Genomic DNA, 21,264 nt, shown 5'->3' with positions numbered 1-21,264 from the left:
TTTATCCCTTTCCTTTACGCAGTGAGTTAAAGTTACTGAGCAACTCATACGTTTCCACCAGCGGTAAGCCGACTACGGCGTGATAGCTGCCATTAATCTTCCTGACGAAGCAACCACCCAACCCTTGAATACCGTATGCACCTGCTTTATCTAAAGGCTCGCCGCTGGCCACATAATCGGCGATATCCTGCTCGCTGAGCCGCCGGAAGGTCACTTCCGTGACCACCAGACAGTCCAGCGTTTGCTGCTTATCCGCCAGCGCCACCGCGGTCATGACCTGATGGGTGTGGCCGGAAAGCAAACGCAGCATCGCTGCAGCGTGTTCGGCGTCGCGCGGTTTTTCCAGCACTTCGCCGTTCAAAATGACAATCGTATCCGCTCCCAGCACCGGCAAATCGCGGGTGGCCATCGCCACCCCGGCCTGCGCTTTTTCGCGCGCCAGGCGGACGACATAGTGCTGGGCGCTCTCCTGCGGCTGGCGCTGCTCCTCGATACCAGGAACCAGACGCTCGAAAGCGAGACCAAGCTGAGTCAGCAGTTCCTGCCGACGCGGGGAACCAGAAGCGAGATACAGAGTTGTCATATCAACCTTATTGCACTGCAAATTGCTGACGCACTTTACGCATCAGCAGGAAGAGCCATGGCCAGAGGATACCGTTTACTACACTACTCCAGAATACTTCCGGACGGAAAGAGACGTTGATCACTAAAAACTCTGCCCAGAAAACAATGATATCCACGGCCAGGGATAACAGCATTACCACCAGCGCCTGTTGCCACAGCGCCAGGTTACGGAACAGCTGATACTTCAGCGCGACCAGATAGGCGACGATGCTTAAAGACAGCGCGCGAACGCCGAGCGTTGAACCGCTGATGAGATCAAGAATAGCCCCCATCACGAAACCCGTCCCCACGTTTACCCGGTGCGGCAACGCGAGGATCCAGTACAGCAGGATCAATAATACCCAGTTGGGCCGGAAAACGCTGATGTCCGCCGGCCAGGGCATAATTTGCAGCAATAGCGCGATAAGAAACGAGAGCCAGATAACCCAGCGTCCCTGGCTACGGTAACTTGCCACTATTGCCCCCCTGCAGGCTGCGACGGCTGAGGCGGCGTCAACCCGGTGGCGGGCGCCGGCATCTGCGGCCCCATCGCATCCGGCGCAGGCAGTACCTGCGGCATCATCTGCATCAGACGTTCGTTAGCCACCCGATGAACCTCTTCCGGGGTCATCGGGTTAGCGCCATTACGATCGGCGCCCCACAGCAGCAACAGATAGCGCAAGCGCTGCAGCCCGGCCGTCGGACGCGCCTGAATCACGGTATAGGCGCGCTGGGTGTCCAGTTTCACCGAGGAGACTACCCCAACCGGATACCCTTCAGGGAAACGACCGCCGAGACCGGAGGTCACCAGCACGTCGCCGACGCGAATATCGGTATTTGCCGGCAGATGCTCAAGCTGGAGATCGTCCGTGCAGCCGTTACCGGCGGCAATGACGCGAATGTCGTTACGCAGAACCTGGATCGGCAGCGCATGAGTGGCATCGCAGATCAGCAGCACCCGGCTGGTCATTTTCGCCACGGCCACGACCTGCCCCACGACGCCTTTATCGCTGATAACCGGCTGGCCTTCATAGACGCCGTTCACGCTGCCTTTGTCAATAACCACCTGATCGCTGTAAGGGTCGTTGACCGTTGAGATGACCTGCGTCACCATTTTTTGCTCGTCCTGGCGCAGCGGCGAGCCAAGCAGTTCACGCAGGCGCGCGTTCTCCTGCTTGTACTGGCCCAGCATCAGCAGATCGCTGTTTTTCAGCAACAGCTCCTGGCGCAGCGCGCGGTTTTCCAGTTCGAGCTGGTCGCGGGTAGCTAGCGTCTGCGATACGCTGTCGAGCAGTTCCCGGGGACCATTAGAGACAAAGTAGAAAGGGCTGACGGCTGTATCCATGTACGTTCTGATTTGACTGAACGTACCCAGGCGGCTGTCGGCGATAATCACGCCAAGCGCCACCAGCACCGCCAGAATAAGGCGAATCTGTAGCGAGGGGCCACGGCTAAAAATTGGCTTCATAGGCTATGCGTATTCTCGTGTCAGTAAAGACCAGGGGCAGCTCGTATGCCGCCCCAGACCTTCAGGCTGACTACTCTTCGCTAAACAGGTCGCCGCCGTGCATGTCGATCATCTCCAGCGCCTTGCCGCCGCCACGCGCTACGCAGGTCAGCGGATCTTCAGCAACCACGACTGGAATACCGGTTTCTTCCATTAACAGACGGTCCAGGTTGCGCAGCAGCGCACCACCGCCGGTGAGAACCATCCCGCGTTCAGAGATATCAGACGCCAGTTCCGGCGGGCACTGCTCAAGGGCAACCATGACCGCGCTCACGATGCCGGTCAGAGGCTCCTGCAGCGCTTCAAGAATTTCGTTTGAGTTCAGGGTGAAGCCGCGTGGCACGCCTTCCGCCAGGTTACGACCGCGCACTTCAATTTCGCGCACTTCATCGCCCGGGTAAGCCGAACCGATTTCATGCTTGATACGTTCAGCGGTCGCTTCACCGATCAGGGAGCCGTAGTTACGACGCACGTAATTGATAACGGCTTCGTCGAAGCGGTCACCGCCGATACGTACAGAAGAGGAATAGACCACGCCGTTCAGGGAGATAACCGCCACCTCAGTGGTACCGCCACCGATATCCACCACCATGGAGCCGGTCGCTTCAGAAACCGGTAAGCCTGCGCCAATCGCTGCCGCCATCGGCTCTTCGATCAGGAAGACTTCACGGGCGCCTGCGCCCTGCGCGGATTCACGAATAGCGCGACGTTCGACCTGGGTTGCGCCAACCGGTACACACACCAGCACGCGCGGGCTCGGGCGCATAAAGCTGTTGCTGTGCACTTGTTTGATAAAGTGCTGCAGCATCTTTTCCGTCACGAAGAAGTCAGCGATAACGCCGTCCTTCATCGGGCGAATCGCCGCGATATTACCCGGGGTACGGCCGAGCATCTGCTTCGCTTCATGACCCACGGCGGCGACGCTTTTCGGCGATCCGGCACGATCCTGACGAATGGCCACCACGGAAGGCTCATTCAATACGATGCCTTGTCCTTTTACGTAAATAAGGGTATTCGCGGTACCCAGGTCAATGGACAGGTCATTGGAAAACATGCCACGAAATTTTTTTAACATACTAAGGGATAATCCTGAAAGCTGGGGCGGAAAACAAAATCCGCTTACTTTACCAACCACACGCAGCAGCGACAAGGCGCAAAAATCACCTGCTGCGGTGAAAATTAGTGCAGTTCATTTCCTTTGTTACAAATTTTCCCGACTCCGTTCATTGCTGAAATCTTCAGCAGCGCTCCACGCCTGAATTTGTAACCTGTCAAAGGAGGGTCACTGGCATTTACATTGCGATGATCCGGCAGGTAGACAAGCACACCCCCTTCACGATGGCGCGCGTTATTCTACGTGAAATCACGCTAAACGGCAGATCAAACCGAGTATCTTTGCGAATATTTTTTCACATTTGTGTCAAGTGGCTGTGAGGCGGCAAAAAATTCCCCCTGCCCGCCCGTGACACCGCATTGGGACAGTACCAACCACTCGCTGCGGCTACGTACGCCCGTCGCAAAAACTTGCATAGGCATGCCTTTACAGGCTTCCACCAGGCTTTGCACCAGCAGTTGGTTCTCGCTGCGCTTTTCGATGTTGCGCGCCAGACCCGGATGCAGTTTGATCAGCTCCGCATCCAGCTGCTTGATCCAGCTGGTTCCAACCAGGGTTAACCCCGCCTGAACCACTGCCACCCGAACGCCCAGAGCGTTAACCAATCGCATAACCGGCTGCAGACGGCCGATATATTGACAAACATCTGCCTCTGCAAGTTCAAAAATAATCCGCTGACGCTGCGATTTTTCACACTGCATCAAGGCATCGCGCAGCCAGCGCTGGAAACGCGGACGGATCAGCGACTCCACCGACAGCTGGAGCGCCAGATTCTCCTCGGGCCAGAAGCCTAAAAACGGCAGCAGGCGCGTTACCTGCAGGCGGTCATACTCCTCCGCCAGGCCAAACTGCAGCACCATCGGCATGTATTCCGCTGCAATCACCTCTTCTTTACCGTCGTACATCCGCGACATCAGTTCACGATGATGTACCCGCCCGTCGCGGGTGACAGCAGGTTTTTGGTACAACCGCGGCCCGCCGCGGCTCAGCATCTGTTCGATCAGCGTTCGCCAGCGAACGTTGCCACGACCTTTCTCCGGAAGGGTGTCATCATAGACCGACCAGCTGTTGCTGCCCTGCAGCACCGCGTTGCGCGTCGCCGCTTCCGCATGTTCCATCACCTGCGCCGCCGATTGCCCGCTGCGGAAAGAACAGATGCCGATATGCATCATATCGTCGCGATCGAGGATACGCGTTGGAGGCAGCGCATCCATCGCCTTCAGCAACAGGCCGGCGATACTATCCGCCTCTTTCAACGTACGGTGCGGCAGCAGCACGGCGAAGTCGCTACGGTGATAGCGCGCCAACAGCGCGCCGGGGTAACGCATAATAAAGGTAGAGAGCAGGTTGATAAGCGTAAAGTAATGTTCTTCGGCCGCCGCCCGTCCCCAGTTGTCCCGTAGCAGATCAAACTCCGGCAGACGGATCATCATCACGATGCCGTAGGCTCCCACCTTCTCCTGGTCTTCCAGCAGCGTGGCCAGCTGATTGTCAAAAAACAGGCGGTTATTCAGTCCGGTTTTCGAATCCTGCGCCGCGTAGGAGCGAATAAGCGTATCCATCCGGCTGCGCTGATCGCTGGCGAACTGCAGCTCCGACAGCAGCATATCCAGCGCGCTACTGGTGCTGGCCGGCCATTCATAGACCGACCCGCGCACCTGCGGCCCGCGCTCGCCGCTCAGGATACGCGTGGAACGCAGCTCCAGCAGCTCCTGGCCGGCCAGCTGGCGGCGGATCCAGCGGACGGCGAAGAAAATAATTACCACCATGAAGCCAATGGAGATCGACAGCGGGGCAGTGATCGACAGCGAACGGAAATAGTTCACCATCGGGTCAACGTAGACCAGATGCAGCGTAATACCAGGATGTTTAAGCGACTGAACCGTGATCTCACGGAATTGCTCATGGCTGCCGAGCGGGCGATAGCTATCGGGTCGGGAATGGCTGTAGAGCGGTTTGCCGTTGAGCATGAAATCGATATGCACGATCTCGATCGGCGTCATCAGCTCATCCAACTGCGGTTCAAGCTTATCGAAAGAGGTGGTGATGAGCCGGTTATCCAGCATGGTCGCCACCGCCTGAACGCGGTTTTCGACCTTGTTCTCAATGCCGTTATAAAAACTCAGCGAAGCGCCAATCAGCGTGACAAAGATGGTCAGGCTAGTTAGCAGCGTAATAAAGGCTGAGAACTTCGTCGTTAATCGCATCCCTGTGTTAACTCCGCGAGTGAATGACTACCCGATGAACCATCAGGCTCCCGTGCCGGCGCGCGCCTTGCCGCAAGCATTAACCTTTTAAAGCGCGACGCATACTATCAAAGATGGCGAGTCTGGCAATGGAATGCGTATTATCGGTAAAAGTATGCCGATAGCGAGTATAGTTTGCAGAAAAAATTTGCCAATCGTCGCCCGCCTGCGGCCTGCGCCAGAAGCGCTTTAATTTTAGACGCAGGATGGCAAACCCGCGCCAGCGACGCAAATTATTACCGGTTTACCGTTTGGCCTGCTTGCCGCCCCCTTTTCCCTGCTAAAGATGCCGGGTCATGCGCGGCAAAGGAAACGTCTTGCGCCACTTTCCGATGATTCCTGGACGACCGCGCCTCAGCTTCGGCGGCGGCTCCTCATCCTAATGTGCAATTTTTCGTGACATATTCGCCATTCATCGCCGTCTCCGTCATGCTTAGGAAAACGCATGACGGAGGACACCATGAAAAGAAAAAAACTGACGGAAGCCGACGTCACGGCCGAATCCGTTTTTATGCTCAAGCGGCGCCAGGTGCTGAAAATGCTGGGTATCAGCGCGACCGCGCTTTCCCTTCCCGCCGCCGCGCAGGCCGACCTGCTGGACTGGTTTAAAGGCCACGACCGCCCACCAGCGCCAGCGGGCAAGGCCCTGGAGTTTGCTAAACCCGCCGAGTGGCAGGCTAATCTGACGCTTACCCCAGAAGATAAGGTCGCCGGTTACAATAATTTTTATGAATTCGGCCTCGATAAAGCCGATCCGGCGGCGAACGCGGGTAGCCTGCGCACCGATCCCTGGACGCTCACCATCGGTGGCGAAGTGGCGAAACCTCTGACCCTTGACCATGACGATCTGACCAAACGCTTCCCGCTGGAAGAGCGCATTTATCGTATGCGCTGTGTGGAAGCCTGGTCGATGGTGGTCCCCTGGGTCGGCTTCCCGCTGCATAAACTGCTGGCGCTGGTGGAGCCCACCAGCAGCGCGCGCTATGTGGCCTTCAAAACCCTCTATGCTCCGGATCAAATGCCCGGCCAGAAAGACCGGTTTATCGGCGGGGGGCTCGCTTACCCTTACGTGGAGGGGCTACGGCTGGATGAAGCGATGCACCCGCTGACGCTACTCACCGTCGGGGTGTATGGCAAAGCGCTGCCGCCGCAAAACGGCGCGCCGGTCCGCCTGACCGTGCCGTGGAAGTACGGTTTTAAAGGCATAAAATCCATTGTTAGTATCGAGCTGACCCGCGAGCGGCCGCCAACCACCTGGAACCTGGCGGCGCCGGACGAATACGGCTTCTTCGCCAACGTCAATCCGCACGTCGATCACCCCCGCTGGTCGCAGGCTAGCGAGCGGTTTATCGGCGCCGGCGGCGTGCTCGATGTGAAGCGTCAACCGACGTTGCTGTTTAATGGCTATGCCGACGAAGTGGCGTCGCTGTATCGCGGCATGAATCTGCGGGAGAACTTCTAGTGCGTTTCACCGTCAAACAGATCGTCTGGCTGAAGGTTTCACTTCACCTTGCGGGGTTTTTGCCGCTGGTCTGGTTATTCTGGGCCGGGCACCAGGGCTACTTTAGCGCCGATCCAGCCAAGGATATCCAGCACTTTACCGGCAGAATGGCGCTTAAGTTTCTGCTGGCGACGCTGCTGGTCTCTCCGCTGGCGCGCTATGCGAAGCAGCCATTATTGATTCGCGTTCGTCGGCTGTTAGGTTTATGGTGTTTTGCCTGGGCGACGCTACACCTGACCAGCTATACCCTACTGGAGCTGGGCATTAACAATCTGGCTCTGCTGGGCTCGGAGATTATCACCCGCCCCTATCTGACATTGGGCATGATCAGCTGGGCGATTCTGCTGGCGCTGGCGGTGACCTCCACGCAAGCGATGCAGCGAAAACTGGGGCGTCGCTGGCAACTTTTACACAACTTCGTCTATCTGGTGGCGATCCTCGCGCCGATACACTACCTGTGGTCAGTGAAGATCGTCTCGCCGCAGCCCGTTATATATGCCCTGCTGGCAGCGGGGCTATTGACATGGCGTTACAAGAAGTTCCGCCAGTGGTGGCGCGCAATCCGGTAATGTGCAGTTTCCCGCAGATCCTTTATCAACCGCGACTCTTTTTCAGATAGCGGTTGATAATCTTCCCTGATAAGACCAGTATTTAGCTGCCAATTGCTACGAAATCGTTATAATGTGCGACTTTGGTTTTCCTGACGGGGTTTTCTGACCCTGAAAAGGTGACAAGGGCGCATTGAAGGTATATGTTGTTTTTTACCCGAAAATGGCAGGAGATCGCCACACAATGGCAGTGAAGTTTCACATTTTGCTTTTGAATGGTCCAAACATTAACATGCTCGGTACCCGCGAGCCTGAGAAGTATGGCCCTCTCACGCTGGCTGAAATTGTTAACCGTTTAACATCTGAAGCGGCGGCGCTGAATGTGAGTCTGGATCACCTGCAGTCCAACGCGGAGCATGCGTTAATCGACCGAATTCATCAGGCTAAAGACAACGTGGACTATATCCTGATTAATCCGGCCGCGTTCACGCATACCAGCGTAGCAATCCGTGACGCTTTGCTCGCCGTGAACATCCCGTTTATCGAGATTCACCTGAGCAATGTGCATGCACGCGAACCCTTCCGCCAGCACTCGTATCTGTCAGATGTCGCCGCTGGCGTCATTTGCGGGCTGGGGGCGGATGGTTATTCATACGCTTTACAGACGGCGGTAAAACGCCTGTCACAATCACACTAAACAAAGAGTACGGAACCCACTCATGGATATTCGTAAGATTAAAAAACTGATCGAGCTGGTTGAAGAATCAGGTATCTCCGAACTGGAAATTTCTGAAGGCGAAGAGTCTGTTCGCATCAGCCGCTCTGCACCGGCCGCAAGCTATCCGGTTATGCAGCAGGCTTATGCTGCGCCGATGATGCAGCCTCAGGCGCCTGCCGCCGCGACTGCCGCACCAGCTGCTGCGGCTGAAGCGCCGGCGAAAGCGGAAATCAGTGGTCACATCGTACGTTCCCCGATGGTTGGTACTTTCTATCGTACGCCGAGCCCGGACGCGAAAGCGTTTGTGGAAGTTGGCCAGAAAGTTAACGTGGGCGACACCCTGTGCATCGTCGAAGCGATGAAAATGATGAACCAGATCGAAGCCGACAAAGCCGGCGTGGTGAAAGCCATTCTGATCGAAAGCGGCCAACCGGTAGAATTCGACGAGCCGCTGGTAGTTATCGAGTAACGAGGCGAACATGCTGGATAAAATTGTCATCGCTAACCGTGGCGAGATCGCACTGCGCATCCTGCGTGCCTGTAAAGAATTGGGCATCAAGACTGTCGCTGTGCACTCCACTGCGGATCGCGATCTAAAACACGTATTGTTAGCGGATGAGACGGTCTGCATCGGTCCGGCTCCGTCCGTAAAAAGCTATCTGAACATTCCGGCCATTATCAGCGCCGCTGAGATCACTGGCGCGGTAGCGATTCACCCGGGTTATGGCTTCCTCTCTGAGAACGCTAATTTTGCTGAGCAGGTTGAGCGCTCCGGTTTCATCTTCATCGGCCCGAAAGCCGACACTATCCGCCTGATGGGCGACAAAGTGTCCGCCATCACCGCCATGAAGAAAGCTGGCGTTCCGACCGTTCCAGGTTCTGACGGCCCGCTGACCGACGACATGGACGCTAACCGCGCCCATGCCAAACGCATCGGCTACCCGGTGATCATCAAAGCCTCCGGCGGCGGCGGCGGTCGCGGTATGCGCGTTGTACGTAGCGACGCTGAACTGGCGCAATCCATCTCCATGACCAAAGCGGAAGCCAAAGCGGCTTTCAACAACGACATGGTCTACATGGAGAAATACCTGGAAAACCCACGCCACATTGAAATTCAGGTGCTGGCGGATGGTCAGGGTAACGCTATCTATCTGGCTGAACGCGACTGCTCCATGCAGCGCCGTCATCAGAAAGTGGTCGAAGAAGCGCCGGCGCCGGGCATCACCCCGGAACTGCGTCGCTACATCGGCGAGCGTTGCGCTAAAGCCTGTGTGGATATCGGCTACCGCGGGGCGGGTACCTTTGAGTTCCTGTTCGAAAACGGCGAGTTCTACTTCATTGAAATGAACACCCGTATCCAGGTAGAGCATCCGGTAACTGAAATGATCACCGGCGTTGACCTGATCAAAGAGCAGCTGCGTATCGCAGCCGGCCAGCCGCTGTCCATCAAGCAGGATGAAGTGGTGGTTCGCGGCCATGCGGTGGAATGCCGTATCAACGCCGAAGACCCGAACACCTTCCTGCCGAGCCCGGGCAAAATCACCCGTTTCCACGCGCCGGGTGGCTTTGGCGTGCGCTGGGAGTCACATATTTACGCCGGTTACACCGTACCGCCGTACTATGACTCCATGATCGGTAAACTGATCTGCTACGGCGAAAGCCGTGACGTGGCGATTGCCCGCATGAAGAATGCGCTGCAGGAGCTGATCATCGATGGCATCAAAACCAACGTCGATCTGCAGATGCGCATTATGAGCGACGAGAATTTCCAGCATGGTGGCACCAATATCCACTATCTGGAGAAAAAACTCGGCTTGCAGGAAAAATAATTCTGCTCTCTCAGCAAAAGGCCGGGTAAACCGGCCTTTTTTCTTTTTCTCTCTCCTCATCTATACCATGCGGTACAATCCCCGCTTTCTTCATCCTCAAGGGACAAAAAATGGACAAACGCTTTGTTCAGGCCCACAAAGAAGCGCGCTGGGCGCTGTGGCTGACCCTTCTCTACCTTGCCGCCTGGCTGGCCGCCGCCTATTTGCCGGGGGTGGCTATTGGCTTTACCGGCCTGCCACACTGGTTTGAAATGGCCTGCCTGCTGGTACCGCTGCTGTTCATTCTGCTGTGCTGGGCGATGGTCAAACTGATTTTCCGCGATATTTCTCTGGAGGACGATGATGCAGTTTGAGGTCATTATTCCCCTGATCGCCTACCTGGTGGTGGTGTTCGGTTTATCCCTCTACGCCATGAGAAAACGCGCCTCAGGTAGCTTTCTTAATGAGTACTTTCTCGGCAGCCGCTCGATGGGCGGCTTCGTGCTGGCCATGACGCTAACCGCCACCTATATCAGCGCCAGCTCATTTATCGGCGGACCCGGCGCCGCCTATAAATACGGCCTGGGCTGGGTGCTGCTGGCGATGATCCAGCTCCCCGCCATCTGGCTGTCGCTGGGCGTGCTGGGGAAAAAATTCGCCATCCTTGCGCGTCGCTATAATGCTGTCACCCTCAATGACATGCTGTTTGCTCGCTATCAGAGTCGCCTGCTGGTCTGGCTGGCCAGCCTGAGTCTGCTGGTGGCCTTTGTCGGCGCCATGACCGTCCAGTTTATCGGCGGCGCCCGCCTGCTGGAGACGGCTGCCGGTATTCCTTACGATACCGGCCTGCTGATCTTCGGGGTCAGCATCGCGCTGTATACCGCCTATGGCGGCTTTCGCGCCAGCGTGCTCAACGACACGATGCAGGGCATGGTAATGCTGATCGGCACGATCGTGCTGCTGGTGGGCGTGATCCACGCCGCCGGGGGGGTTGGCCATGCGGTAGAGACGCTGCAGTCGATCGACGTCAAGCTGGTGTCCCCGCAGGGCGCGGAGGATATCCTCTCGCCAACCTTTATGGCCTCGTTTTGGGTGCTGGTCTGCTTCGGCGTTATTGGTCTGCCACATACCGCAGTGCGCTGTATCTCCTACAAAGACAGCAAAGCCGTGCATCGCGGCATCATTATCGGCACCATCGTGGTGGCGATCCTGATGTTTGGCATGCATCTGGCTGGGGCATTAGGCCGGGCGGTGATCCCCGATTTAACCGTGCCGGATCTGGTGATCCCGACGCTGATGGTTAAAGTGCTTCCGCCCTTTGCCGCCGGGATCTTCCTTGCCGCGCCGATGGCGGCGATTATGTCGACGATCAATGCCCAACTTCTGCAAAGTTCCGCTACGATCATCAAAGATCTGTACCTGAACTGGCGGCCGGATCAGGCGACTAACGAAAAGCGGCTTAAACGCATGTCCGCCGGCATCACGCTCCTGCTGGGGGTCTTGTTGCTGCTCGCGGCCTGGCGGCCGCCGGAGATGATAATCTGGCTGAACCTGCTGGCCTTCGGCGGCCTGGAAGCCGTCTTCCTGTGGCCGCTGGTGCTGGGCCTTTACTGGGAACGCGCCAACGCGGCTGGCGCGCTGAGCGCGATGATCGTAGGCGGCGTCCTGTATGCCGTACTGGCCACGCTGAAAGTGCAGTTTCTGGGCTTTCACCCGATCGTTCCCGCGCTGCTGCTGAGTTTGCTGGCGTTTGTGGCGGGGAACCGTTTCGGTCGTCCCGCCCCACAGTCCCCCATTTTGACTACTGATAAATAAAGAGTTTTGCTATGCCATGGATCCAACTGAAACTAAATACCACCGGCGCGAACGCTGAAGATCTTAGCGATGCGCTGATGGAGGCCGGATCGGTCTCGATCACCTTCCAGGATACGCACGATACGCCGGTATTTGAGCCATTGCCCGGGGAAACCCGCCTGTGGGGGGATACCGACGTAATCGGCCTGTTCGATGCTGAAACCGATATGAAAGCGGTCGTTGCCCAACTGGAGCAGCATCCGCTGCTGGGCGCCGGGTTCGCGCATAAGATCGAGCAGCTGGAAGATAAAGACTGGGAACGGGAATGGATGGATAACTTCCACCCCATGCGCTTCGGGGAGCGGCTATGGATCTGCCCAAGCTGGCGCGATGTTCCGGATGAAAATGCCGTCAACGTGATGCTCGATCCGGGTCTGGCCTTTGGCACCGGTACGCATCCGACGACATCCCTGTGTCTGCAGTGGCTGGATGGACTCGACCTCAACGGAAAAACGGTGATTGATTTCGGCTGCGGCTCCGGCATCCTGGCGATTGCCGCACTGAAGCTGGGGGCGGCAAAAGCAATCGGGATTGATATCGACCCGCAGGCTATTCAGGCCAGTCGTGATAACGCGCAGCGTAACGGCGTTTCTGAACGCCTGGAGCTCTATCTTCCTCAGGACCAACCGGAGTCGATGAAAGCCGACGTGGTGGTCGCGAATATCCTGGCAGGCCCGCTGCGTGAGCTGGCGCCATTAATCAGCGTCCTGCCCGTTTCAGGCGGTTTGCTGGGGCTTTCCGGCATCCTTGCCAGCCAGGCGGAGAGCGTCTGTGAAGCCTATGCCGATCTCTTCGCCCTTGACCCGGTGGTCGAGAAGGAAGAGTGGTGCCGGATTACCGGCCGGAAAAACTAAGCGCGATGCGGCCTACGGGCCGCATTTTTGTTTCCAGTAGCCACCAAATAATGCCAGGAAATGAGAGGCAGATCGCACTACAGAGCACTTTTTTGGCTACAAAAACAGCGTTTTATATCGCCATACGGCCAGTTTATCCAAGAAAAATCGAGAAGTTTTATGATTTTATAAATGGACACAAATTATCCACCATCCATTAAATCAATGATTAATATAAGTATTTATTCATCCCTTTTACGCTAGTCCCGGATTCATTGATCTGCAACAGAGGATTGCTCAAAGTTTGGCCTTTCATCTCGTGCAAAAAATGCGTAATATACGCCGCCTTGCAGTCACAGTATGGTCATTTCTTAACTCATGCGCATCGGACACCACCAGCTCAGAAATCGCCTGATCGCAGCGCCCATGGCTGGCATTACTGACAGACCATTCCGGACGCTGTGCTACGAGATGGGAGCGGGTTTAACCGTTTCCGAGATGATGTCTTCTAACCCACAGGTGTGGGAGAGCGACAAGTCCCGTTTACGGATGGTGCATATCGATGAGCCCGGTATTCGTACCGTGCAAATCGCCGGTAGCGTGCCGGAAGAGATGGCTGCCGCCGCGCGGATTAACGTGGAAAGCGGCGCCCAGATTATTGATATCAATATGGGATGCCCGGCGAAAAAGGTGAATCGCAAGCTTGCAGGTTCAGCCCTCTTGCAGTACCCCGACCAGGTGAAGTCGATCCTGACGGCGGTCGTTAACGCGGTGGACGTTCCTGTGACTCTCAAGATTCGCACCGGTTGGGAACCGGAACACCGTAACTGCGTAGAGATTGCCCAACTGGCCGAAGAGTGTGGCATTCAGGCTCTGACTATTCACGGACGCACCCGCGCCTGCTTGTTTAACGGAGACGCTGAGTACGACAGTATTCGGGCAGTTAAGCAGAAAGTTTCCATTCCGATTATCGCGAATGGCGACATTACTGACCCGCTTAAAGCCAGAGCTGTGCTCGACTATACAGGGGCTGATGCCCTGATGATAGGCCGTGCAGCTCAGGGAAGACCCTGGATCTTTCGGGAAATCCAGCATTATCTGGACACTGGAGAGCTGCTGCCCCCACTGCCGCTGGCAGAGGTGAAGCGCTTGCTTTGTGCGCACGTTCGGGAGTTGCATGACTTTTATGGTCAGGCAAAAGGGTACCGAATCGCGCGTAAACACGTCTCCTGGTATCTTCAGGAACATGCTCCAGATGACCAGTTTCGGCGCACATTCAACGCCATTGAGGATGCCAGCGAACAGCTGGAGGCGTTGGAGGCATACTTCGAAAATTTTGCGTAATAGAAATAAAGAGCTGACAGAACTATGTTCGAACAACGCGTAAATTCTGACGTACTGACCGTTTCTACCGTTAACTCTCAGGATCAGGTAACTCAAAAGCCCCTGCGTGACTCGGTTAAACAGGCACTGAAGAACTATTTTGCTCAACTGAACGGTCAGGATGTGAATGACCTGTATGAGCTGGTACTGGCTGAAGTTGAACAGCCCCTGTTGGACATGGTGATGCAATACACCCGTGGTAACCAGACCCGCGCTGCTCTGATGATGGGCATCAACCGCGGTACGCTGCGTAAAAAACTGAAAAAATACGGCATGAACTGATACTAGTCAGTTGCTTGCTTGATATAAAAGGCGCTCTTCGGCATGGGGAAGCGCCTTTTTTATTATCTGCGCCAACAGACCTCATTACTGATTCACCAGCCGTAGCGCAGGCCCTCCGGATAAACGCGCAGCACAGACCACCGCCATTATATTATCCACCAGCGCAGGCGCCTGCTGATAAAGATCGAAGCGTTGCGGATCGAGCAGCCAGTTTTTAATCAGCCCGGAAAAAGCACTGTGTAAAACAATTAATATCATCTCAATGTTTGTTTCGGCTGGCAATATATTGTTACGCACGCAGCACTGCAGGATGCCGCCAATGAGTGAATAATTAAAACCAATACGTTGGCGAATTTCGTATTCCGAAAGCATATCACTGGAAAACTCACAGCGCTGATAAAGAATTTGCATCAGAGCGCGCTGTCGAGGATTCGTAGCAATATAGCGCAGGCCTGCAATAAACCGCTCGCGTAAAGCATTTAACGGCTCCTGTTCGTACTCTATGGCCTGACTGGGCTGAATCAAATCTCTAAGCGGCGGCTGCTGCTGCCACATTTCATTAAACAGCTCCGTCTTACTGGCAAAATGCCAGTACACCGCGCCGCGAGTCACTCCCGCCGCATCGGCGATATCCGTCAGGGTGGTGTTGGTTACTCCGCGCAGGGCGAACTGCTGGATTGCGGACTCAATCAGGAGCTGCCGCGTGCGCTGCGCCTCTTCTTTTGTTTTTCTTGCCATACAAGGCCCCACTTCCCGATAAGCAGATAATATAGGATATTCTTAATTAGAATTAATCTAGCATTTGCCATGAAGTATTATTTAGCAAAAATGCAGACAAGTTAATCCTGATGCAAAAAGAGAATTAATTATTCAAGTGAATATCACCGGAAAATACATTCACTGAAATAATGTCTATTTATCAACTTTTACAATTGCGATAAATCGCAATACTACAGTGACCATTTTTTTGTTTTTGCGTGCCTTGCTGACTGCTTAAAAATAAGTATCTCTTACATCCAACAGCGTTTATTTGTAGGATGGCAAACTGCTTTTTGATTCCCTCTTTCTTTCACAGATTCGCCGCCTGATTGGGTACGTAATCTATAAGGAACCGCCATGACGACTCACGCCAGAGTGACACTTTTATCCGGTTTAATTATCTCGGCCTTATTGCTAACCGGTTGCGATAATTCTGACAACCAGCAACCCCATGCGCGGGCGCCGCAGGTGACGGTCCATGTCGTCAACAGCGCGCCGCTATCAGTCACCACCGAACTGCCGGGCCGAACCTCTGCTTTTCGCGTAGCGGAAGTCCGCCCCCAGGTGAGCGGTATCATTCTGAAGCGTAACTTTGTTGAAGGAAGTGATGTCGAAGCAGGCCAGTCGCTCTATCAGATCGATCCGGCGACCTACCAGGCGGCGTGGAACAGCGCCAAAGGCGATGAGGCCAAAGCCGAAGCCGCGGCCGCTATCGCCCATTTGACGGTGAAACGCTACGTTCCACTGCTGGGTACTAAATATATCAGCCAGCAGGAATACGATCAGGCAGTGGCCACCGCCCGCCAGGCCGATGCCGATGTCATCGCCACCAAAGCTGCCGTGGAAACGGCCCGTATCAACCTGGCCTACACCAAAGTAACCTCCCCCATTAGCGGGCGCATCGGTAAATCGAGCGTCACCGAAGGGGCGCTGGTCACCAACGGCCAGTCGGATGCCCTGGCTACCGTCCAGCAGCTCGATCCCATCTATGTTGACGTGACGGAGTCCAGTAATGACTTCATGCGCCTTAAGCAGGAAAGCCTGCAGCGCGGCGGTGATACCAAAAGCGTTGAGCTGGTCATGGAGAACGGCCAGGCCTATCCGCTCAAAGGTTCACTGCAGTTTTCTGACGTCACTGTTGATGAAAGTACGGGCTCAATTACTCTGCGCGCTATCTTCCCTAACCCGCAGCATGTCCTGCTGCCGGGGATGTTCGTCCGCGCCCGCATAGACGAAGGCGTCGATCCGCAGGCTATCCTGGTACCGCAGCAAGGGGTGACCCGCACGCCGCGTGGTGATGCCTCTGTGATGCTGGTGAATGACAAAAACCAGGTTGAAACCCGGGAAGTGGTCGCGACTCAGGCCGTTGGCGATAAGTGGCTTATCACCAGTGGGCTGAAGCCGGGCGATAAAGTGATTGTCAGCGGCTTACAGAAAGTCCGTCCAGGCGTCACTGTCAAAGCGGAAGCGGAGCGTGCGGCGCCGGCCGTGCAATAAGGATACCCAGCCATGTCTAAGTTTTTTATTCATCGACCGGTCTTCGCCTGGGTGCTGGCTATCATTATGATGATTGCCGGCGGCCTGGCCATCCTGCAGCTGCCGATAGCTCAGTACCCGACAATCGCCCCTCCTGCGGTAGCGATCTCCGCCACCTACCCCGGTGCAGATGCCCAGACCGTACAGGATACCGTCACCCAGGTTATCGAGCAGAATATGAACGGCATCGACAACCTGATGTATATGTCGTCGACCAGCGACTCTGCCGGTTCGGTAACCATTACGCTCACCTTTAAATCGGGTACCGATCCCGATATTGCCCAGGTACAGGTGCAAAACAAACTGCAGCTGGCCACGCCGCTGCTGCCCCAGGAAGTACAGCAGCAGGGGATTAGCGTCGAGAAATCCAGTAGCAGCTTCCTGTTGGTCGCCGGCTTTATCTCTGATAACCCGACCACCACCCAGGACGATATCTCTGACTATGTCGCCTCCAATGTCAAAGATCCTATTAGCCGCCTCAACGGCGTGGGCGATGTGCAGCTGTTCGGCGCGCAATACGCCATGCGCGTCTGGCTGGATGGCAACCTGCTGAATAAATACAACCTGACGCCGGTGGACGTCATCAATGCGCTGCAGGTCCAGAACGATCAGATCGCCGCGGGTCAGCTCGGCGGTACGCCAGCGCTGAAAGGCCAACAGTTGAACGCGTCAATCATCGCTCAGACGCGGCTCAAAGATCCGCAGGAGTTTGGCAAGGTCACGCTGCGGGTCAATGCCGATGGCTCTGTCGTCCATCTGAAAGACGTCGCCCGCATTGAGCTGGGGGGAGAGAACTATAACGTTGTCGCCAGAATTAACGGTAAACCTGCCTCTGGTCTGGGTATTAAGCTTGCGACCGGCGCCAACGCCCTGGATACCGCCACCGCGATTAAAGCGAAGCTGGCCGAGCTGCAGCCCTACTTCCCTCAGGGGATGAAGGTGGTTTATCCGTATGATACGACCCCTTTCGTCAAAATCTCCATTCACGAAGTGGTCAAAACGCTTTTTGAAGCAATTATTCTCGTCTTTCTTGTCATGTATCTGTTCCTGCAGAACATGCGCGCAACGCTCATTCCAACCATTGCCGTACCCGTGGTGCTGTTGGGAACCTTCGCGGTATTGTCGATGTTTGGCTACTCCATCAACACGCTGACAATGTTTGGCATGGTGTTGGCGATAGGTCTGCTGGTCGATGACGCTATCGTAGTAGTGGAAAACGTCGAACGTGTGATGGTTGAGGAGAAGCTCTCGCCAAAAGAAGCGACGGAAAAATCTATGTCGCAGATCCAGGGAGCGCTGGTGGGTATCGCCATGGTGCTCTCCGCAGTATTTGTCCCGATGGCCTTTTTCGGCGGCTCAACCGGCGCGATTTATCGTCAGTTTTCAATCACCATCGTCTCCGCCATGGCGCTCTCCGTGCTGGTTGCGCTGGTACTGACGCCGGCGCTCTGCGCCACGTTGTTGAAGCCAGCCTCAGCTGAACACCATGAGAAAAAAGGATTTTTCGGCTGGTTTAACGCCCGCTTCGACCAGAGCGTTAACCACTATACCAACAGCGTCAGCGGTATTTTACGTGGAACTGGCCGTTATCTGGTGATCTACCTGCTGATCGTCGTGGGGATGGCCGTGCTGTTCATGCGCTTGCCCACGTCCTTTCTGCCCGACGAAGACCAGGGCGTCTTCCTGACCATGATCCAGCTGCCGTCCGGTGCTACCCAGGAGCGCACGCAGAAGGTCCTGGATACGGTGACAGACTACTACCTGCATAACGAGAAGGCCAACGTCGAAAGCGTCTTTACCGTTAACGGCTTCAGCTTCAGCGGCCAGGGACAAAACTCCGGTATGGCGTTTGTCAGCCTGAAGCCCTGGGAAGCACGCAGCGGCGATAAAAACAGCGTGGAGTCCATCATCAAGCGGGCCACCGTAGCCTTTAGCCAGATCAAAGACGCCATGGTTTTCCCGTTCAACATGCCAGCCATTATTGAGCTGGGTACCGCCACCGGCTTCGACTTTGAACTGATCGACCAGGGCGGACTCGGTCATACCGCTCTGACCCAGGCGCGCAATCAATTGCTGGGCATGGTGAAACAGCATCCGGATCAGCTGGTTCGGGTACGCCCTAATGGGCTGGAAGATACCCCTCAGTTCAAACTGGATGTCGATCAGGAAAAAGCGCAGGCGCTGGGCGTATCACTCTCTGATATCAATGAAACGATATCAGCCGCGCTGGGCGGATACTACGTCAATGACTTTATTGACCGCGGCCGCGTGAAAAAAGTGTACGTTCAGGCTGATGCCCACTTCCGTATGCTGCCGAGCGACATTAACAACATGTATGTTCGCAGCGCCAACGGCGAAATGGTGCCGTTCTCCGCCTTTGTCACTTCACGCTGGATATATGGCTCGCCGCGCCTGGAGCGCTACAATGGGTTGCCATCTATGGAGATCCTCGGTGAAGCTTCGCCAGGCAAAAGTACCGGGGAAGCCATGGCGCTGATGGAAACGCTGGCCAGTAAACTGCCGAGCGGCATCGGTTATGACTGGACCGGGATGTCTTACCAGGAACGGCTCTCCGGCAACCAGGCGCCTGCGCTCTATGCCATCTCGCTGATCGTCGTCTTCCTGTGTCTGGCGGCGCTGTATGAGAGCTGGTCGATCCCCTTCTCAGTCATGTTAGTGGTTCCGCTAGGGGTCATTGGCGCGCTGTTAGCCGCCACGCTGCGTGGGCTGAATAATGACGTTTACTTCCAGGTCGGACTCTTGACCACGATCGGTTTGTCGGCCAAGAATGCGATCCTGATCGTCGAGTTCGCCAAGGATCTGATGGAGAAAGAAGGGAAAGGGATCATTGAGGCCACGCTGGAGGCATCGCGGATGCGCCTGCGGCCTATTCTGATGACCTCTCTGGCCTTTATTCTCGGGGTCATGCCGCTGGTGATTAGCCATGGTGCCGGCAGCGGGGCGCAGAATGCGGTTGGCACCGGCGTGATGGGCGGGATGCTGACCGCGACGCTGCTGGCGATCTTCTTTGTTCCGGTGTTCTTCGTGGTCGTTAGACGACGCTTTACCCGGCACGCTGAATAACTCGGCTATGTCTTGAAGGCGCCCCTTGCGGGCGCTTTTTTTCGCATGCAATATTGGCAGCCAGCTAAACGCGCCGCAGTCTGGCAACCGCCATCGCACGCAGCATCGCTGAATCACAATCTTTCTCTCCATCTTTTCTGCATATTCCCGCGCTTATCTTCACGATATTTACGCGGCTCATATATTGAGATGATTTCGGCCTCCGGCCCGGACAATTCGCGGTGATAAAATAAGCCATTCCGTTCTGCACTGGCTTTCAGTACAACCCAGCGGATTATCCAGAGGTAATATCATGAAAAAGTATTTAATCGTGGCGCTGCTGGCCTCTCTGCTGGCAGGCTGTGCCCATGACTCTCCCTGCGTACCGGTTTATGACTCGCAAGGCCGCTTAGTCCATACCAATACCTGTATGAAAGGCACAACAGAAGACAACTGGGAAACCGCAGGCGCAATCGCCGGGGGTGCGGCCGCGGTAGCCGGCCTCACGTTAGGGATCGTTGCTCTGACCCGCTAGATCGCTTCCCCAACCGCAGATACAGGTGTATCCCCTGTATCTGCTCCACTCCATTCCCCAAAGTAAGCGATCATTCAGGTTCTTCCTGACGATAGTTCGCCAGCTTTCTTAGCCGTTGTTGTTGCCAGGGACCGCTGGCAATGAGTCGTCCATCGCTATCGGCAAACTTTTCAGATTCAGGGTTCAGAACCAACAAACACCAAAGGCCCGGTCGAAGAGCGGGCCTTTACTCTGATGGTGAGCAATGATGGCGAACGTCCTTTCCCTCTCTCCGGGCCGTTGCTGCGCAATGTTCATATCGATGCCAGTTAGATTTTCCCTGGGCAGCAAAGAAGCTCATCGGCAAACAACAGATAACACAAAAGCAAAAGGCCCAGTCTTTCGACTGGGCCTTTTGCTTTATTTGATGCCTGGCGATTCCCTACTCTCACATGGGGAGACCCCACACTACCATCGGCGCTACGACGTTTCACTTCTGAGTTCGGCATGGGGTCAGGTGGGACCGCCGCGCTATTGTCGCCAGGCAAATTCTTTACAACGTGCCGAACTTTAACCTAAAAAGTGGTGCTGATACCCAGAGTCGAACTGGGGACCTCACCCTTACCAAGGGTGCGCTCTACCAACTGAGCCATATCAGCACGCTAAATTTGATGCCTGGCAGTTCCCTACTCTCACATGGGGAGACCCCACACTACCATCGGCGCTACGGCGTTTCACTTCTGAGTTCGGCATGGGGTCAGGTGGGACCACCGCGCTAGTGCCGCCAGGCAAATTCTGTTTTATCAACACGTCTCACCAACGTATCGATTAATCTGTATCAGAGCTGAAAATTCTCTCAATCCGCCAAAACATCTTCGGCGTTGTAAGGTTAAGCCTCACGGTTCATTAGTACCGGTTAGCTCAACGCATCGCTGCGCTTACACACCCGGCCTATCAACGTCATCGTCTTTAACGTTCCTTCAGGAGACTTAAAG

At 55.6% G+C, this 21,264-nt stretch carries 20 protein-coding genes, 1 tRNA gene and 3 rRNA genes; 13 read left to right on the top strand and 11 right to left on the bottom strand.

Annotated features, from left to right (window positions below; genetic code table 11):
• Position 1: 1 nt before the first annotated feature.
• The 6 genes from KHQ26_RS13545 to KHQ26_RS13520 all read right to left on the bottom strand — a co-directional run bounded on the left by KHQ26_RS13545 (position 2) and on the right by KHQ26_RS13520 (position 5,702).
• Entirely contained in the window at positions 2-583 is a 582-nt protein-coding gene (locus KHQ26_RS13545; RefSeq protein ID WP_002918646.1) for a Maf family protein, read from the bottom strand.
• Between the two features lie 7 nt (positions 584-590).
• Positions 591-1,079 (bottom strand): rod shape-determining protein MreD, encoded by a 489-nt coding sequence (gene mreD, locus KHQ26_RS13540; protein WP_002918648.1) that lies wholly within the window; start codon positions 1,077-1,079, stop codon positions 591-593.
• Positions 1,079-2,071 (bottom strand): rod shape-determining protein MreC, encoded by a 993-nt coding sequence (gene mreC, locus KHQ26_RS13535; protein ID WP_004149974.1) that lies wholly within the window; start codon positions 2,069-2,071, stop codon positions 1,079-1,081. The genes mreD and mreC overlap by 1 nt, the downstream gene beginning before the upstream one ends.
• Before the next feature lie 70 nt (positions 2,072-2,141).
• The gene (gene mreB, locus KHQ26_RS13530) at positions 2,142-3,185 is read right to left on the bottom strand and encodes a rod shape-determining protein MreB (RefSeq protein WP_002918653.1); all 1,044 of its coding nucleotides are present in this window, start codon (positions 3,183-3,185) and stop codon (positions 2,142-2,144) included.
• A gap of 305 nt (positions 3,186-3,490) precedes the next feature.
• Positions 3,491-5,431: an RNase E specificity factor CsrD gene (gene csrD, locus KHQ26_RS13525; protein ID WP_002918686.1), complete on the bottom strand. Its 1,941-nt coding sequence runs from the start codon at positions 5,429-5,431 to the stop codon at positions 3,491-3,493.
• Between the two features lie 79 nt (positions 5,432-5,510).
• Positions 5,511-5,702, bottom strand: a complete 192-nt coding sequence (locus KHQ26_RS13520; protein WP_002918687.1) for a hypothetical protein — start codon at positions 5,700-5,702, stop codon at positions 5,511-5,513.
• 228 nt (positions 5,703-5,930) lie between these two features.
• Here KHQ26_RS13520 and msrP point away from each other — a divergent pair, with 228 nt between their 5' ends.
• From msrP to fis, 10 genes are all read left to right on the top strand, one after another.
• A complete protein-coding gene (gene msrP, locus KHQ26_RS13515; protein WP_004174108.1) occupies positions 5,931-6,932 on the top strand; it encodes a protein-methionine-sulfoxide reductase catalytic subunit MsrP in 1,002 nt (333 codons plus the stop codon).
• Positions 6,932-7,540, top strand: coding sequence for a protein-methionine-sulfoxide reductase heme-binding subunit MsrQ (msrQ, locus tag KHQ26_RS13510; protein WP_020804354.1), 609 nt, complete (start codon positions 6,932-6,934; stop codon positions 7,538-7,540). Before msrP ends, msrQ begins: the two co-directional genes overlap by 1 nt.
• A gap of 223 nt (positions 7,541-7,763) precedes the next feature.
• Entirely contained in the window at positions 7,764-8,216 is a 453-nt protein-coding gene (gene aroQ, locus KHQ26_RS13505) for a type II 3-dehydroquinate dehydratase (RefSeq protein ID WP_004174104.1), read from the top strand.
• Between the two features lie 22 nt (positions 8,217-8,238).
• Positions 8,239-8,706: an acetyl-CoA carboxylase biotin carboxyl carrier protein gene (gene accB, locus KHQ26_RS13500; protein ID WP_002918736.1), complete on the top strand. Its 468-nt coding sequence runs from the start codon at positions 8,239-8,241 to the stop codon at positions 8,704-8,706.
• A 10-nt stretch (positions 8,707-8,716) separates the two neighbouring features.
• Positions 8,717-10,066, top strand: a complete 1,350-nt coding sequence (gene accC, locus KHQ26_RS13495) for an acetyl-CoA carboxylase biotin carboxylase subunit (RefSeq protein WP_004174096.1) — start codon at positions 8,717-8,719, stop codon at positions 10,064-10,066.
• Positions 10,067-10,176: 110 nt separating this feature from the next.
• Positions 10,177-10,419, top strand: a complete 243-nt coding sequence (locus KHQ26_RS13490) for a YhdT family protein (protein ID WP_002918740.1) — start codon at positions 10,177-10,179, stop codon at positions 10,417-10,419.
• Positions 10,409-11,860 carry a sodium/pantothenate symporter gene (gene panF, locus KHQ26_RS13485; protein ID WP_004188394.1) on the top strand — a complete coding sequence of 484 codons (1,452 nt, stop codon included), beginning with the start codon at positions 10,409-10,411 and terminating at the stop codon, positions 11,858-11,860. The genes KHQ26_RS13490 and panF overlap by 11 nt, the downstream gene beginning before the upstream one ends.
• Positions 11,861-11,871: 11 nt before the next feature.
• Positions 11,872-12,753: a 50S ribosomal protein L11 methyltransferase gene (gene prmA, locus KHQ26_RS13480; protein ID WP_002918745.1), complete on the top strand. Its 882-nt coding sequence runs from the start codon at positions 11,872-11,874 to the stop codon at positions 12,751-12,753.
• Positions 12,754-13,110: 357 nt separating this feature from the next.
• Positions 13,111-14,076: a tRNA dihydrouridine synthase DusB gene (dusB, locus tag KHQ26_RS13475; protein ID WP_004144972.1), complete on the top strand. Its 966-nt coding sequence runs from the start codon at positions 13,111-13,113 to the stop codon at positions 14,074-14,076.
• Positions 14,077-14,100: 24 nt separating this feature from the next.
• A complete protein-coding gene (gene fis, locus KHQ26_RS13470; RefSeq protein WP_000462905.1) occupies positions 14,101-14,397 on the top strand; it encodes a DNA-binding transcriptional regulator Fis in 297 nt (98 codons plus the stop codon).
• A gap of 84 nt (positions 14,398-14,481) precedes the next feature.
• Here fis and envR read toward each other — a convergent pair whose 3' ends face one another.
• Complete coding sequence (envR, locus tag KHQ26_RS13465; RefSeq protein WP_020804353.1) at positions 14,482-15,135, bottom strand: acrEF/envCD operon transcriptional regulator; 654 nt, start codon at positions 15,133-15,135, stop codon at positions 14,482-14,484.
• Between the two features lie 378 nt (positions 15,136-15,513).
• Here envR and KHQ26_RS13460 point away from each other — a divergent pair, with 378 nt between their 5' ends.
• The 3 genes from KHQ26_RS13460 (at position 15,514) to KHQ26_RS13450 (ending at position 20,290) form a co-directional block, all read left to right on the top strand.
• Positions 15,514-16,653 (top strand): efflux RND transporter periplasmic adaptor subunit, encoded by a 1,140-nt coding sequence (locus KHQ26_RS13460; RefSeq protein ID WP_020804355.1) that lies wholly within the window; start codon positions 15,514-15,516, stop codon positions 16,651-16,653.
• Positions 16,654-16,665: 12 nt separating this feature from the next.
• On the top strand, positions 16,666-19,776 hold the full coding sequence (locus KHQ26_RS13455; RefSeq protein ID WP_004174089.1) for an efflux RND transporter permease subunit: 3,111 nt from the start codon (positions 16,666-16,668) through the stop codon (positions 19,774-19,776).
• A 292-nt stretch (positions 19,777-20,068) separates the two neighbouring features.
• Complete coding sequence (locus KHQ26_RS13450) at positions 20,069-20,290, top strand: membrane protein (RefSeq protein WP_002919103.1); 222 nt, start codon at positions 20,069-20,071, stop codon at positions 20,288-20,290.
• 408 nt (positions 20,291-20,698) lie between these two features.
• Here the strand turns inward: KHQ26_RS13450 and rrf (KHQ26_RS13445) are convergent.
• The 4 genes from rrf (KHQ26_RS13445) to KHQ26_RS13430 form a co-directional block, all read right to left on the bottom strand.
• Positions 20,699-20,814: ribosomal RNA gene (gene rrf / locus KHQ26_RS13445) — 5S ribosomal RNA — on the bottom strand.
• A 38-nt stretch (positions 20,815-20,852) separates the two neighbouring features.
• A tRNA-Thr gene (locus tag KHQ26_RS13440) sits at positions 20,853-20,928 on the bottom strand.
• Positions 20,929-20,942: 14 nt separating this feature from the next.
• A 5S ribosomal RNA gene (rrf, locus tag KHQ26_RS13435) occupies positions 20,943-21,058 on the bottom strand.
• A gap of 96 nt (positions 21,059-21,154) precedes the next feature.
• A 23S ribosomal RNA gene (locus KHQ26_RS13430) occupies positions 21,155-21,264 on the bottom strand; the annotation flags it as partial.

It is taken from the genome of Klebsiella sp. 10, assembly GCF_018223925.1.
Taxonomy (GTDB): Bacteria; Pseudomonadota; Gammaproteobacteria; order Enterobacterales; family Enterobacteriaceae; genus Klebsiella; species Klebsiella pneumoniae.
The sequence above is the reverse complement of the archived record's forward strand: the minus strand, read 5'-3'. Positions and strand labels throughout refer to the sequence as shown.